This window comes from Erysipelatoclostridium sp. AM42-17 (genome assembly GCF_003480255.1).
Classification (GTDB): Bacteria; Bacillota_I; Bacilli_A; order Erysipelotrichales; family Coprobacillaceae; genus Faecalibacillus.
Genome location: NZ_QUIN01000018.1, coordinates 18,516 through 35,271 on the forward strand (window position 1 = coordinate 18,516; position 16,756 = coordinate 35,271).

Consider the following 16,756-nt stretch of genomic DNA (forward strand, 5'->3'; position numbering starts at 1 on the left):
AATTTGTATTATTTTTTAAACAAAGAATGGAACAATGATTTTTTTTCTGGCTTTTTAAAAGGATTACAAACTTCTCTGGTTTTGTAATTATAATAAGTGACTTGTTTACTTTGACTATCGAAGATGCAGTAAGTAGGATAACGATACAAGCCACGAGGAAAAGCTAGACTACCAGGATTAATATAGGTTGTATGTTCATCTTGGTAAAGATAAGGAATATGTGTGTGACCAAAACATACAACATCTATTTGGTGAATAGCTGCATAGTCTTGTAGAAGGTGAATAGATTGGTCAACTTGGTAATGGTGACCATGAGTAATAAAAAAGCGAAGTTGATCAATTTCAATGATTTGTTCTAATGGGGAATAACGGTCGTTATTACCACGGACATGAATGATTTGAGGTAAATCATTTTCTTGATAAGTCATATAAATATCACCGCAATGAATAATATAGTCAACATTTAATTGTTGAAAAAAAGATTCTAACTGTGATTTTGGAATCATGTGACTGTCTGATAAGATACATACTTGCATAGGTCATTTCCTTTCGTGAATTTGCTTTCTATGATATAATATTATCATCTTTTATATATGAAAGCGAGTGATGAGATGGCTCATTTTATATCATTTGAAAATGTAAGAAAAACTTATAAAGTAGGAGATGTTGAGATTCATGCAAGCGATGGTGTTGACTTTTTTCTAGAAAAAGGTGAATTTGTCGTTGTCGTTGGTCCTTCTGGCGCTGGTAAAACAACGATTCTTAATCTTCTTGGAGGAATGGATAAGCCTACCAGTGGGAAAATGATGGTTGATGGTGAAAATGTAGCTTTGTATGATGAAAAGAAATTGACGCAATATCGGCGAGATGATATTGGTTTTGTGTTTCAGTTCTATAATCTGGTTCAAAATTTAACGGCATTAGAAAATGTTGAATTGGCTTCCCAAATATCTAAAGAGCCTTTAGATCCAAAGATGGTTTTAGAGCGCGTTGAACTTGCTCAAAGAATGAATAATTTTCCTTCACAGTTATCCGGTGGAGAACAACAAAGAGTCGCGATAGCGAGAGCAATTGCTAAAAATCCTAAATTATTACTTTGTGATGAACCGACAGGAGCATTAGATTATTTGACAGGTAAAGCTATTTTAAAATTACTGAGAGAAATGTGTGATTCTTATGGTATGACTGTTATTGTTATTACGCACAATAGTGCATTAGCACCGATGGCTGATCGTGTTATTCATTTAAAAAATGGTCGAGTAGATAAAATGTTAGAAAATGATCATCCAGTACCAATTCAGGAAATTGAGTGGTAGATATGAAGAAAAGAGCTTATGTTAAAAATCAAATAAGAATCATTTCTAAGACAAAAGCTAGATTTTTATCTATTTTCTGTATTGTATTTTTAGGTGCTGCATTTTTTGCCGGATTGAGGCAAACGCCTCTTATTATGCAAGAAACCATGAACCATTATTATCGCCAGTATAACTGGAGTGATCTCAATTATATTGGTACATTAGGATTTGACCAAGAAACGATTTCAAAAGTAAAGAATATTAAAGAAGTAAAACAAATTGATTATGGTATGCGGTTTGATGCTTTAATGAAATATCAAGATCAAACTAAAGGAGTTACTGTTTATACAAGTGATCATTTTGATAAAGGTGTTTCTCTTCCTGAATTAACAAAAGGAAGATTGCCAAAAAAAGATAATGAAATATTATTAGATGCTTATCTAGCTAAACAAAAAAATATTTCTTTAAATCAAAAAATGACTTTAGAAAGTCAATATGGTAAAAAGGAATATCGAGTTGTAGGGCTATGTAATGATACGCGTTATACTTGTAACTTTGAAAGAGGAACAAATAGCTTAGGTGATGGTAATAATAGTGGCTTTGTTTTAATGAAAACAGTTGGTAATGAAATGATGGCATTACCACAGTCTTTATATGATTTATATGATGGACAAGTTGTTTATAATGATTTACGAATACAGATCAAAGGGAGCGAACGTTATCGTATATTTACTGATCAGTATGATGATTTTATTAAACAAGTTAATAAAAAGATAAAAAAAGTACTGAATCAGCAATATCGCTCGTTCTATAGTCAACTTGTAAGTGACGCTAATGATCAATTGACAGATGGTAAAAATGCATATGAAAATGTATTAAACCAATATTTACAAGGTGTGAGTCAGTACCAACAAGGAAAAGAACAATATGAACAAGGATTAAAACAATATCAAGATGGTTATCGTCAATATCAAACAGGATATAATCAATATTTAAGTGGTTTGAAACAGTATCAGGATGGTTTTAATTTATTTCAAGAAAAGAAAAAGGAATATCAGAAGGGATATCAAGATTATCAAACGTATAGTAAACAATTAAGTCAGTATGATCAGGCTTTACAAGCCTTAAATAATCAATGTGGAAGTTATCAAAATGTTGTCAATCAAGTTAATCAATTAAAAGAAGCTATCGCTAATCCTAATTTGGATCAACAAACATTACAAATCTATCAAGCACAGTTAAAACAATTAGAAATAGCAATGGCATCATACGAACAATTAGCAAGTCAAAGTCAAAATATAGAAACTTTAAGAGCTAAGTTGCCTACTATAAAGAAAACATTAGATCAAAGTTTACAGACAATTAATCAAACGGAAAAGACTTTTGTAGAAAAAAAACAACAGTTAGAACAAGCCAAAATAAAATTGGACACGAGCAAAAAAACATTAGATGCCTCAAAACAACAATTAGATCAAGCTAAAAAACAATTAGATGAATCTAAAATTGTTCTTGATCAAACAAATGAACAATTAAATAATGCTGAAAAGCAGTTAGATCAAAGCGGTGAGCAAATAAAAGACATCCCTCAAGGAAAAGTTGTAACATTAACTAAAAATGAAAATGCTGCTATATTAAGTTATAAAGCAAATTGTCAATCTATAGAATCTTTATCAATATTATTTCCGATGATTTTCTTTTTAGTAGCTGCTTTAGTTTCACTTACGACCATGACAAGAATGGTAGAAGAACAACGTGTACAAAGTGGAACTCTCAGAGCTTTAGGGTATGATAAAAAAGATGTGATTAATCAATATTTAATTTATGCTTTTCTAGCAACGTTTTTTGCATGTGGTTTAGGGATTGTTTTTGGTACATATTTCTTCCCAGGTATTATTGTTTATTTATATCGTATTATGATGTTTGATGTAGGAGCTTCAACACGTATTATATTTGATGCTTTAACATGTGTTGAAACATTTGCTATTTCTGTTTTGATTACGTTAGTAGCGACGTTTATGGTTTGTATGCAAGAACTTTATGAAGTTCCAGCTCAATTGCTTAGACCTAAAGCACCAAAGAATGGAAAGCGTATTTTATTAGAAAGAATTGGTTTTATTTGGAAAAGATTATCATTTAATCAAAAAGTGACTATGCGTAACATTTTCCGATATAAAAAACGTTTCTTTATGTCAGTAGTAGGGATTGCTGGTTGTAGTGCTTTGATGGTAGTTGGATTTGGTTTAAAACAATCTATTTCTCCACTAGCAAGCGAACAATATCAAAAGATGTGGGTCTATGATGGGGTTGTTAATTATGATAGTCATTTAAATAATGAACAATTACAACAGGCTCAAAGTGATTTTAAACATTTTAAGCATATTAAAGAAACAATGAATATTTTTGATAAAACGGTTTCTGTTGGACAACAATATGCAACCATTGAAATACCACAAAATCCTAAGAGATTTAAAGATTTCATTAAAATGACTAGTTTTGAAACAGGCAAAACTTTAACCTTAAATAATCAAGGTGTGATGATTAACGCTAAATTAGCAGAGTTATTAGATGTAAAAACAGGTGATCAAATGACACTTACTCTTAACAATAAAGAGTATAGCGTTAAAATAGCAGGGGTATATAAACTTTATTTTAGACATTATGTTTATATGACGCCTGAGTATTACAAACAAATAACAGGTGAAGAGGTGACATATAACAGTCAATACTTTACTTTAGATAAAGATACGCATCAAAGTGAAAAGAACTTAACTTATCAAGTTGATCATCATCAAGGCATGACTTCAATTCAATTTGTGAAAGGAATATCAGAATCATTTATTACACAAATGGAAAGTATTAACAGTGTTGTCTTCATTCTTATCGTTTGTGCTGGTGCCCTTGCCTTTATTGTTCTTTATAACTTGACAAATATTAATATTCAAGAAAGGAAAAGTGAAATAGCGACGATTAAGGTTTTAGGATTTTATCCAAAAGAAGTTTATGATTATGTATTTAGAGAAAATACAATCTTATCCTTAATAGGTTCGCTTTTGGGGTTATATTTAGGAAAACTCATTCATAATTATTTAATTAAAACAGTCGAAGTCGATATGGCTATGTTTATCCGTAGTGTTCATTTTACAAGTTATATTTACGCTATGATTTTAACCTTTATTTTTACTTTCTTTATTGATTTTGTCATGAGAAAAGTATTAAAGAATATTGATATGGTTGAATCATTAAAGAGTATTGAATAGTGATGCTGATGCGAGTTGATCTCGTGTCAGCTTTTTTTAAATAATGAAATATAATGATGTTTTGAATATAAAATGATGTAAATAAACAAACATTTTTTATTATTGGTTATATGTAAAATAATTCAAATTTTTAAAGTTTACAGATGCTAAAATTCCACTTTTTTCATGAAAAGTAAGCATAAACTAACAAGAAAATAATATTTAGGGTTTAGTAAAATATAGTTTTGGATATACTAAAATTAAGAAAAAATTACTAAAAATTTCAAAAAATTTTAATTTTCTAAAGAGCTTGCTATGACTGGGTTTTGGCGGATTTACTAGGGCTTGAGGCGGTTGCAAGGGTGGATTTATGGCTTGAAGTGTGGTATATTAGTAAATGGATATATTATTGAAAGGAGGCAACGAATGGATAGAAATATTAAGATGAGACTGAATAAAATTATTCAAGAGAGAGTCATCAAGAGAAAAGCAATGTTTATTCCAATCGCTGGCGTAGCAACATTTATGTTAGTTGGGTATGCTGCAGTTGATAAAGAAAAGCCGGTCATTACATCTGATCAAATCGAAGTACCTTATGGTGAAGTATTTGACGTTGATGCAGTTGACGTAACAGATAATCATGATAGCCGTGATCAAATCACAGTTAAGGCTAACACAGACTCATTAGATGTTAATCAGTTAGGGACATATAATGTAGATGTCACTGCAACTGACCAATATTCTAATGAAACAACAAAAACAGTAAAGGTAAAAGTAGTGGATCAAGTTGGTCCTAAGATTGAAACTCTTGGTTCTAATCAAGGGTATGTCGTATCAGTTCCAGTTAATGGAAGCAAAGATTTAGCAAGTTATGTAAAAGCTACAGATAATGTGGATGGTGATGTTACACCATTTATTGAAGCTGATAAAGAGTTAAATACTTCTGCTTTAGGTACGCAAACAATTACATTAAAAGCAACAGATACTTCTGGTAATGAAACTGAAAAAACTGTAGAGTTTGCAGTTGCAGATACAGAAGCTCCAGTTATTAATTTAACTAATGGAGAAAATGTTACTATTAATTACGGTAGTACATTTGATTTAAATCAATATGTACAAGTTACTGATAACTTTGATACAGTATCTCCTGTAGTTGAAGGATCAGTAGATACAAAAAAATATGATGGTGTGCAAACATTAACAATTACTGCTAAAGATAATTCAGGTAATGAATCTAAAGCACAATTAAATGTCACTGTAAAAGATACAGAAGCACCACAAATTTCATTATCTAAATCATCAGTGACTGTGAATGCTGGAGATTCATTAGATTTAGCTAGTTATTTAGCATCAGCTACTGATAATAAAGATGGTGATTTAAAATCTAAAGTTAATATTCCAACTGTTAAAACTTCAAAAGCAGGAAGTTATACAGCTACTTATACAGTAAGTGATGCAGCAGGAAATCAAGGAAGTGCTTCATTAACGGTTAAAGTTAATGCTGTAAGCAAAGGAATTGCTTTCTCTGGTAATGTATCAAGTAGTAACCGTTATGGTTCAACTGTTGTTGCAGCAGCCTATTCTAGACTTGGATGTCCATATGTTTATGGTGCATCAGGGTCAAATTCATTTGACTGTTCAGGTTTAGTTATGTGGTGCTATGGAAAAGCGGGTAAATCATTACCACACTCTTCAGGTGCACAAAAAGGTTCAGGAAGTGTTATTCCTGTATCACAAGCACAACCGGGAGATATTTTATGGCGACCAGGGCATGTAGCTATCTACATTGGTGGGGGTAAATATATCCATGCTCCTACTACTGGAGATGTTGTAAAAATTGCTTCAGGTGCCAGTGGTTTCAGTTGTGCAATTAGACCAAACTAATATAATAAAAATACTCAGTCATTTATGATTGAGTATTTTTTTGTTTAATTCAAGCAAATTTGCTTTTTTATTTTATTTATGTTACTATGGCCAATGGATATATTATTGAAAGGAGGAAACGAATGGATAGAAATATTAAGAAGAACATAAAAAATTATGTTGAAGAAAAGATTATGAAACGTAAAATGATGTTCTTGCCTATCGTTGCTGTAGCAACTTTTATGTTAGTAGGATATGCTGCAGTGGATCGAAAAAAGCCTGTTATTGTGTCTGATCGAATAAGTATTGCTTATGGTGAAAAGTTTGATACAGATGTCATAGATGTTACTGATAATCATGATTCAAGAGATATGATTCAAGTTACTGCTGATACAAGTTCATTAAATGTTAAGCAGTTAGGAACTTATCAAGTTGAAGTGAATGCAGTAGACCAATTTAATAATCAAGCAACAAAAACTATTGAAGTAGATGTTGTTGATGAAGTCGCTCCAGAATTTGAAGTATTAGGATCTGGAGAGGGATATGTTGTAGAAGTACCAATTAACGGAAGTAATGATGTTACAAGTTATATTCATGCGAGTGATAATGTAGATGGTGATGTTACACCATTTATCGAAACAAATAAAGAATTAGATGCTTCTGTTGCTGGTATGCAAACAATTGATTTAAAAGTAAGTGATACCAGTGAAAATGAAATAACAAAAACATTTACATTTGCGGTATCTGATTTAGAAGCCCCAGTTATTTCATTAAAATCTGGGCATGATGTAGTATGTGATTATGGTAGTCAATTTAATCTAAACGACTATATGACAATTACTGATAACATAGATGAAACAGTCAATCCAGTGGTAGAAGGTACAGTTGATACATCAAAAGAAAATGAAGTACAAAAAGTAAAAGTCACTGTTCAAGATCAAGCTGGAAATAAAGCTGAATCATATTTAAATGTTACAGTAAAAGATATTTCAGCTCCTGTTATTTCTTTGAGTCAAAGTCAAATCAAAGTAGACAAAGGGGCAACTGTTGATTTAAACAGTTATTTAACATCAGCTATTGATAATAAAGATGGTGATGTTAAATCTCAAGTGAAGATTGATAGTTTAGATACATCTTCAACAGGTTCTAAAACTGTCAATTATACGGTAAGTGATAAAGCTGGAAATAAAGCAGTCGTACCATTAACAGTTGAAGTGACTTTTTCCGGTGAACAACTTGTTAAAACAGCTACATCTAAACTAGGAACACCTTATGTGTGGGGAGCAACAGGTCCTACATCATTTGACTGTTCTGGGTTTACACAATGGGTATACCGCCAACATGGTATTTCCATTCCAAGAACATCTGGTGCTCAAAAGAGTGCTGGTAAAACAATTAGCTTATCTGAATTACAGGTAGGAGATATTGTTTGGCGTTCTGGTCACGTAGGTATTTATATAGGTGGAGGTCAATATATCCATGCTCCAACTTCTGGTGATGTTGTTAAAATTTCTAATATGTCATCAGGTAAATTTACTTGTGGTGTAAGATATACAAATTAAGATAAAGAATTGCGAGTTCGCAATTCTTTTTTTTATGTTAAAATAAGGAAAAGAGGTGTTAAGGATGAATGTAGCAACAGCAAAGCAATTAAAACAATATGATCAGGCATTATTGGATTATGGTTATACCATTGAAGAATTAGTTGATAAAGCAAGTGATGCTTTATTACCTTATTTTTTAGAATATCAAGTTCCTATTATTATGTGTGGACCAGGAAATAATGGTGCTGATGGTATTTCTTTAGGAATAAAATTATACAATAGAGGTAAAAAGGTAAAATTGGTTTTAACTGGAAAACCTGAAAAATTATCAAAAGCAAATGCTTATTATTTAAAAGAAGCCAATGAGATAGAAATGATACAATTAGATGAAAATAATTTAGATAAGCTAAATCATTATCTCAATGAAGGAGATGTCATTGTTGATGCTTTATTTGGATTTGGATTAAATAGTGATTTAAGAGGTATTGCAAAGACATTAGTAGATCAAATTAATCAGGAATTCGATGGCGATGTGATCGCTATTGATATTCCTACAGGATTAAATCCGGATACTGGAAAATCATATAATACTTGTATTTGGGCAACGAAAACAATATCATTAACAGCATTAAAACAAGGTTTTTTAAATGAAGATAGTAAAATGTTTACAGGTGATGTTTATGTTGAAACTTTGGATGTTGTAAGTAAGGAAGATGAAGTAGGTTTAGCTAAAATTATAGATGAAAAGTGGGCTCGCTATCATTTAAAACCACGTTTATTTAATGGACATAAGGGAACTTATGGTAGAGTTTTACACATGACAGGGTGCAGTCATTATCGAGGAGCAGCCATGCTTGCAGGTCGAGCTTCACTGATGTGTGGCAGTGGCATTGTTACTGTTTATTCGGATTTATCAGTTATAGATTCTTTAGCTTCATTTGCTCCTGAATGTACATCAGTTGTACGTCAAGATTATTTTGACAGACATGTTCTTGATGATAAAAATGCAGTATTGGTAGGAAGTGGACTTGGATTAAATGAAGTAAGTGAGCAGTTGTTTTTAAGTTTAATGGATGCCAGTTCATTACCTATGGTTATTGATGGCGATGCTTTGACTTTATTAGGAAAACATCCGGAATTTTTAAAGGGAGAGCATGCATCTTATATTTTGACTCCTCATTTAGGAGAATTTGCCCGTTTAACAACAATTTATGATGATGTAGCATTAGTAGAACAAGCTAAACAATATGCTCAAGAAAAGCAAGTTATTCTTGTTTTAAAAGGACCCAACACCATTGTTACTGATGGTAAAGTGGTCTATCGTAATGCTAGTGGTAATAAAGCAATGGCTTCTCCTGGAATGGGAGATGCTTTAGCAGGAATTATTGTAAGTTTATTAGGACAAGGATATAGCCCACTTGTAAGTGCTGCGTTGGGTGTTTATATTCATGGTTTATGTGGTGATGAGGTAGCTAAAAACCAATATACAGTTTTATCTAGTCAAGTCATTGAACAAATTCCTTATATAATGAAAAGAATACTTCAAGATTAAAAAGAACATAAAATGTTCTTTTTTTTTTGAAATCACTTTCATGAATAAGTCAAAGAAATATTGAAAAAAGGTAAAAAGATTGAAAGTAAAATCAAGAAAAGGCTATTTTATTGAGGATATAATTTTATCCGTTTATGATGAAATTACAGGAAAGGAGAGGAAAGATGATTAATCAAATTAATAAGCATTTAATTGTTTCATGCCAAGCACTTGAAGATGAACCACTACATTCATCAATGATTATGGCAAGAATGGCATTAGCAGCTTATCAAGGTGGAGCTAAAGGAATTCGCAGTAATTCTGTAAGTGATATATTAGAAATCAAGAAAATCGTTGATTTACCAGTCATCGGTATAATTAAAAGAGATTATGATGATAGCGATGTTTATATAACACCAACATATCAAGATGTTGATGATTTAGTTAAAACTGGTTGTGAAATTATAGCGATGGATGCTACAAGTAGTACACGACCTGGTCAAATAAGTTTAGATGAGTTCTTCAAAACAGTAAAAGAAAAATATCCTCATCAATTATTTATGGCTGATTGTAGTACAATTGATGAAGCAATCCATGCTGATCAATTAGGTTTTGATTTTATTGGGACAACACTTGTTGGTTATACAAAACAAAGTACAGGTGATCATATCGAAAAAGATGATTTTAAGATTATTAGAGAGATTTTAAAACAAGTTAAGCATCCTGTTATTGCTGAGGGGAATATTGATACCCCACAAAAAGCAAGAAGAGTTTTAGAATTAGGATGTTATAGCGTAGTTGTAGGTTCAATTATTACAAGACCACAAATTATTACAAAAAGATTTACAGATGAAATAGAAGGAGGAAAATATTAATGAATGAATTAATGGATAAATTATCACAAAAGATGTTACCATTTGCTGAAGCTTTATCAAAAAATAGATATTTAGGAGCAATTCGTGATGCTTTTGTAACAATTATGCCAATTATTATTGGATGTTCTTTATGTACATTACTTAATTGTGTATTTTTAGGAAAAGGAAATTATTTCGATCAATGGTTTGGTTTTCAAGGAAATGAAATTGTATCAATGTTAGGTTCTATTGGAAGCGCAGGTATGAATATCATGACATTACTTGTTGTCTTCTTAATTGCTAGAAATTTATCTAGATCTTATGAATTAGATGCAGATACAATTTCAGTTACCGCAGTTGTTGCTTTTTTAACAATTACAGTATTTGGAAGTGATGCCAAAGCTGGTGAATATATTAGAACTTATTATTTAGGAGCAGCCGGATTGTTTACAGGATTCATAGCTTCTATTTTAACAGTTGAAATCATGAGAAAATTGATGTCAATTAAGGCATTAGTTATTAAAATGCCAGATTCAGTACCTACTGGTATTGCTAGAAGTTTCAATGGAATGATTCCAGTTATTCTTACAATGTTTATTTTTGGATTAGTAAGATTACTTACAAATGCCTTAGGTTATCCATTAAATGATTTGATTTTCAATTTCTTACAACAACCACTTGCAGCTATCGTTACATCACCTATTGGATTAGTTGTTATTTATATTTTCTATATGTTATTATGGGGGTTTGGTATCCATTCAGCTTATATTATTGGTCAACCAATTTTAGAACCAATCTATTTAGCTAACTTAACTGCTAACGTAGCTTTAATTTCTAAACATGCAGCAGCAACAAATGTACTAACAAAACCATTTACTGATTCATTTATGTTTATGGGTGGAGCAGGAAATATGATTGCTTTAGTGCTTGCTATTTTAATTGTTTCAAAACGTAAAGATTATCGTCAAATTGCAAAATTAGGATTTGTTCCTTCATTATTTAATATTTCTGAACCTATCATGTTTGGATTACCAGTTGTTATGAATCCAATTTTAATTATTCCTATGGTTCTTGTTACTTTAGTTGGCTTAGGTATTGGTTATATTGCTACTATTACTGGATTTATGGGATATACATACGTTATGACTCCATGGACTACACCACCTTTAATTGGAGCGTTCTTATCAACAGGTGGTAGTATTGGAGCGTTAATTACTGCAGCAGTTGTATTAGTCTTATCTGTACTTATTTATATGCCTTTTGTAAAAGCAATGGATAAAGCAGAAGAAAAATTGGAAGAAGAAGCATAAATGAAAGTTGTCGTTTTTGATTTAGATGGAACTCTAATCAATGCTTCTAATGAAGTGATTCAAGGAGAGAAAACAATTTCTCTCCTTAGAAAGATCCAATCACTTCATTATCATTTTGCCATTTGTACAGGAAGATTAGATCATGATATTGTTTTTATTAATGAAAAATATAACTTAGGGATTAATGAAAGAATATCACAAAATGGTGCAGTATTTTATCAAGGGAATCATCAAGAAGCCCATTTATTAGATAAATCAGCAGCACTAGAAATTAATGAATTATTAAAATCATATGATGTAAGAGTTGAAATGAATACCATTTCTAATCGTTATTGGAATAGTCCTCGTGATCCAGATTTTCCTAAAGAATTTTATGATTCATCAATTATTAAAGATGATTATTCAAAGATTATTCCTTATCAACCTGTTGTTTTATTTTTAGTTGTAGGAACAACTCCACAACTTAAAGAAATTCAAACAATTATTAAAAGTAAATTTAAAAATGTAGATGCTATTTTGACAAGTCAAACTTCTTTAGAAATCGTACCGCAAAATATTTCTAAAGGAAATGCTATTGCTAAAATGTATCCAGATGCTACGGTCTATGCTATTGGTGATAGTGAAAGTGATTTATCAATGAAAGATCATAGTAAAGAATTTTACTATATTGGTGAAACAACATCAGATGTCAATCAAGTAAAAGATATTGCTGAAGCATTAGAAAAGATATTGGAGGATTAAAATGAAAGTTTTATATTTGCCTTTAGATGAAAGACCATGTAATTATATTTATCCACAAATGATTGCTTTGTCTAATAAAGAAATTCAATTAAATATTCCTAATTTAGATATTCTTCCAAAAAAGAAAACACCAGCAATATTTGAAAACATTGAACAATTTTTATTAGAAAATGTTTTAGATCAAGATGCTTTAGTCATTTCTTTAGATATGTTACTTTATGGAGGACTTATTCCTTCAAGATTGCATCAGTTAGATGTTGATCATCTAAAAACAAGATTAGAAATATTAAAAAAATTAAAACAGCTTAAACCTGATTTAAAAATTTACGCTTTTGAATGTATCATGCGTTGTCCTCAATATAATTCAAGTGAAGAAGAACCAGATTATTATGAAGAATACGGATATGCTTTATTTAAGAAAAAATATTTACAAAACAAACAGGAAAGAATGTCACTGGATGGAAAAGAGGAACAAGAATTTAACACATTAGAGATTCCTCAGGATATTTTAGATGATTATGAATTAAGAAGACAAACTAACTGTCAAATGAATCAATTGACATTAGAATACTTAAAAGATGGAATTTTAGATTTTCTCGTCATTCCTCAAGATGATTCTTCACCTTTTGGTTATACAGCTATTGATCAAAAGAAAATATTAGAAAAAATTAAAGAAGACCATTTAGAATTTAAAACGATGGTCTATCCCGGTGCAGATGAAGTGGGATTATCTTTAATGACAAGAGCCTATAATGAATATTGTCAAAGAACACCTAAAATCTATCCGTTTTACGCATCAGTATTAGGTCCTTCTATTGTACCTTTATATGAAGATAGACCAATGTTAGAAAGTTTAAAATCTCATATTTTAGTTACGGGAGCAAGACTTACACATGATGCTAACCAAGCAGATATGATTTTAGCAGTTAATTGTCCTGGTAAAGTCATGCAAGAGTCATTTGATAAGAATAAAGATGTTTCTTATTCTTCATATCGTAATTTAATGAATTTTGTTTTACAAATTCAATCATTTATTCAAGAAGATAAAGATGTAGCGTTAGTTGATAGTGCTTATGCTAATGGAGGAGATCTTGAATTAATTCATTATTTAGATGAACTTGATCTATTAGATTCTTTAAAAGGATATGCAGGGTGGAATACAAACTGTAATTCTACAGGTACTGTTTTAGCACAAGGACAATTAGGACATGATGCTACAGCTAATACAATCTACCATTTAATAGAAGATGTTTTTTATCAAGCTAAGGTACGACTTCAAGTGATTGAAAATGATTTAGTGGAATTAGGTTTATCATATTATGATTTTAAAGATCAACAAGATGAGGTTGAAAAAAGAATTGGTGAGGCTTTACTTAAAGAATATTGTAAATTAAATGTTTCTCATAAATATCCAATTAAACATATTGAAGTATCTATGCCTTGGAAACGTATGTTTGAAATAGGAGTTAAATTTAAATGAGAGAAGAAATGAAATACAATCCTTGTATTTATCAATTAAGAGAACCAGCATTAAAGAGAATGCTAGATATTATTCATTTACAAAAACAATCACAAAATAATGGTATTGTCTTTTTTGGGGATTCGATATTTGAATTTTATGATTTAAAAAAGTATTTTCCTGATAAAGATTATTATAATTGTGGTATTGCTGGAGCAACAACTGATGAATTAATGTGGATTGTAGATGAAGCTGTGATTAAATTTCAGCCTTCAATGGTCTTTTTACATGTTGGTACAAATGATATGGGTAATACAGTAATGCGTTCGTATCGAGAAATTGCTTTGAATATTTCAATGATTGTCAATTTAATCAAGAAGAATTTACCAACTTGTAAGATTTATGTTCTTTCACCATTACCATGTCTTGAATCTCTACAAGATTTTAATCATGCAAATGGTGTGAGATCAAACTTATTTATTGAAAAATTATACCAAACATTACCTGAATATGTTGAATGTGCAGGGTTTATTGATATATATCATGATTTTTTTACTGAGGGTAAGGTAAATAAATCTTTATTTAAAGATGGTCTTCATCCTAATGATGATGGTTATCATATTCTAACAAAAAGATTAAGTAATACTCTTTGTGTATGATAGAATATAAACAATAAGGGGTGTTATATAATGAATCAGTATTTAAAAAGTACAAAAACAGTAATAAAAGAAAAATATGAATTTTTTACACAAGTTGAAAAGGTGATAGCTGATTATTTTTTGGCTGGTGATATAACGGATTTTTCAATTAAAGGTGTCGCTAACAAATTATTTGTTTCTGAAGCTTCGTTATCTAGATTCGCTAAAAAAATGGGATTTAAAGGCTATCGTGAATTTGTGTTTTCCTATAATGCTAATTTAAATGAAAGTAATCGGTTAGGACAACTAACAGAATTTACTATTCATAAATATCAAGAGGTACTAGAGAGAACATATCAAATTGTCGATAATAATCAAATGATTCGAGTTGCTAAACTATTAGATTCAAGTCGAAGAGTATTTGTTTATGGAGTGGGCTCAAATTTGTTAGTAGCTAGAGAGTTTTGTTCACGTTTTATTCGCTTAGGTTTGGACGTAGAGGCTTTAAATGGTGGTGGAGATATTGTTTTAAACTTGCCAAGAGTAACCAGTGATTGTTTGGTTTTAGGTATCTCTATTTCTGGAAGTACCGCAGAGGTAATGGATGGATTACGTGCGGCTCATAAAAAAAGAGCGACAACAGTATTATTAACTTCTGTTGTTAATGCTACTAATGATGAATTTACGGATGAAACAATTAAATTAGCACATATGAAAAATATAACTGTTTCTCATATTATTTCACCACAATTACCAGCTTTAATTATGATGGATATTATTTATACTCATTATTTAAATCATAATAAATCTGATAAATTGGAATCATTAAAGGAAATATTAGATCAAATAGATTATAAATTTGAAAAGTAGGTGTTGTTATGAAAATAGATTATCCTTTTTCTAATCATATGGTTTTGCAAAGAAATAAACGCATAATAATTTCTGGACAATCTGATGATAGAAAAGTGGATATGATGATATGTGGTAAAAAATACACAAGTCAAGTGGACCATCATCGTTGGCAAATAGAAGTTCAATTTGACTTTTACGGGGGACCCTATGAAATGATTTTTAATAGTGGTGATGAAACAATTGTCTATGATGACATTTTAATTGGTGATGTCTTTTTGGCAGCAGGACAATCTAATATGGAAATGACATTATCACAAACAGATGAAAAACAATTACCAGTTTATAAAGATCATGTTCGTTTTTTAAATGTGCCACAATATAGTTATCCTTTTAATCAAAAAGAACAAACGTGGCAAAAGTTAACTAAAGATAATAGCGGTGAGTTGAGCGCTATTGCTGCTTTTTTTAGTTATTATCTTCAAGTTGATGTTCCTCTTGGTATTATTTCCAATAATAAAGGGGGAACGAGTGCATCTTGTTGGATGAGTGAAACTTACTTAAAAAAAGATGAAGAAATAAAAAAAGTATATTGGGATGATTATTATGATGGACTTCCTTCTATTGAACAACAAAAGAAAAATGCAATAGAGTATTATCAGTTATTTGATAATTACCAAGAAAAGTTTAAACATTATCAAAGTGAACATAAAGAAATGAGTCTATCACAAATAAAAAATAAGATTGGTCATACCCCATGGCCACCTCCTAAAGGGATCTATGATTTTGGACAGCCTTCAGGATTGTATGAACATATGTTTAAAAAGACATTGAATTATCCCATTAAAGCTATTTTGTATTATCAAGGAGAAGAAGATAGTTCAAGATATATGTATTATCAAAAGCTATTAAATCTACTTATTGAAAATTGGAGAGAAGATTATAAAGAATGCGTCCCTTTCATCATTGTCCAATTACCTGAATATCAAAATAGTCATTTTAGTGAAATACGTCTTGCACAATGGCAAGTATCCAAAGAAAAAGAAAATACTTATCTTGTTGTTTCGTTATTAACAGGGAATCCAACGTATATTCATCCAACAAGAAAACAAGAACTTGCTAAACGTATTGCAATGAGTGTTGAAAAAAATATTTATCATCACGTTGCTTCAGTTTCACCAAAAATAAAAAATATTGAACAACAAGATGAAGTTATGATTTACTTTGATCAATTATTAAAACCTGGGCAAGTTCATATAGTTGTGGATCAGCATATCGTTACTGGCATTATTGATAATAGCTATATAAAAATACCGGTATCATCTTATTATGAAATAGACTATGCTTTAGATGATTGTCCCCAAGTTGAAATTATGAATCTTGATGGTTTACCATGTTCACCATTTGTATTAAAAAAGTAAGAAACTTTTAAGTTT

Annotated in this window: 13 protein-coding genes; 12 read left to right on the plus strand and 1 reads right to left on the minus strand. The window is 30.6% G+C overall.

Translation table 11 applies throughout. From position 1 onward, the window contains the following. Positions 1-8: 8 nt before the first annotated feature. Positions 9-536: a metallophosphoesterase family protein gene (locus tag DW911_RS07620; RefSeq protein WP_118433040.1), complete on the minus strand. Its 528-nt coding sequence runs from the start codon at positions 534-536 to the stop codon at positions 9-11. Between the two features lie 75 nt (positions 537-611). Between DW911_RS07620 and DW911_RS07625 the strand changes: the two genes are divergently transcribed. The 12 genes from DW911_RS07625 (at position 612) to DW911_RS07680 (ending at position 16,741) form a co-directional block, all read left to right on the plus strand. Continuing rightward, positions 612-1,316: an ABC transporter ATP-binding protein gene (locus tag DW911_RS07625; protein ID WP_118433038.1), complete on the plus strand. Its 705-nt coding sequence runs from the start codon at positions 612-614 to the stop codon at positions 1,314-1,316. A gap of 2 nt (positions 1,317-1,318) precedes the next feature. Then, positions 1,319-4,552, plus strand: coding sequence for an FtsX-like permease family protein (locus DW911_RS07630; protein WP_118607670.1), 3,234 nt, complete (start codon positions 1,319-1,321; stop codon positions 4,550-4,552). 405 nt (positions 4,553-4,957) lie between these two features. After that, positions 4,958-6,415, plus strand: a complete 1,458-nt coding sequence (locus DW911_RS07635; RefSeq protein WP_118607671.1) for a C40 family peptidase — start codon at positions 4,958-4,960, stop codon at positions 6,413-6,415. A gap of 122 nt (positions 6,416-6,537) precedes the next feature. After that, on the plus strand, positions 6,538-7,956 hold the full coding sequence (locus DW911_RS07640; RefSeq protein ID WP_118433033.1) for a C40 family peptidase: 1,419 nt from the start codon (positions 6,538-6,540) through the stop codon (positions 7,954-7,956). A gap of 64 nt (positions 7,957-8,020) precedes the next feature. Further along, complete coding sequence (locus tag DW911_RS07645; RefSeq protein WP_118433032.1) at positions 8,021-9,490, plus strand: NAD(P)H-hydrate dehydratase; 1,470 nt, start codon at positions 8,021-8,023, stop codon at positions 9,488-9,490. A gap of 164 nt (positions 9,491-9,654) precedes the next feature. Further along, positions 9,655-10,344: an N-acetylmannosamine-6-phosphate 2-epimerase gene (locus DW911_RS07650; RefSeq protein ID WP_118433031.1), complete on the plus strand. Its 690-nt coding sequence runs from the start codon at positions 9,655-9,657 to the stop codon at positions 10,342-10,344. Then, positions 10,344-11,633, plus strand: a complete 1,290-nt coding sequence (locus DW911_RS07655) for a PTS sugar transporter subunit IIC (protein ID WP_118433030.1) — start codon at positions 10,344-10,346, stop codon at positions 11,631-11,633. Before DW911_RS07650 ends, DW911_RS07655 begins: the two co-directional genes overlap by 1 nt. After that, a complete protein-coding gene (locus DW911_RS07660) occupies positions 11,634-12,374 on the plus strand; it encodes an HAD-IIB family hydrolase (RefSeq protein WP_118607672.1) in 741 nt (246 codons plus the stop codon). Between the two features lies 1 nt (position 12,375). Further along, a complete protein-coding gene (locus DW911_RS07665; RefSeq protein ID WP_118433028.1) occupies positions 12,376-13,854 on the plus strand; it encodes a DUF4127 family protein in 1,479 nt (492 codons plus the stop codon). Further along, positions 13,851-14,492 carry an SGNH/GDSL hydrolase family protein gene (locus tag DW911_RS07670; protein WP_118433027.1) on the plus strand — a complete coding sequence of 214 codons (642 nt, stop codon included), beginning with the start codon at positions 13,851-13,853 and terminating at the stop codon, positions 14,490-14,492. The genes DW911_RS07665 and DW911_RS07670 overlap by 4 nt, the downstream gene beginning before the upstream one ends. 30 nt (positions 14,493-14,522) lie before the next feature. Further along, on the plus strand, positions 14,523-15,341 hold the full coding sequence (locus DW911_RS07675) for a MurR/RpiR family transcriptional regulator (protein ID WP_118433026.1): 819 nt from the start codon (positions 14,523-14,525) through the stop codon (positions 15,339-15,341). Between the two features lie 8 nt (positions 15,342-15,349). Further along, entirely contained in the window at positions 15,350-16,741 is a 1,392-nt protein-coding gene (locus tag DW911_RS07680; protein ID WP_118433025.1) for a sialate O-acetylesterase, read from the plus strand. Positions 16,742-16,756: the final 15 nt, after the last annotated feature.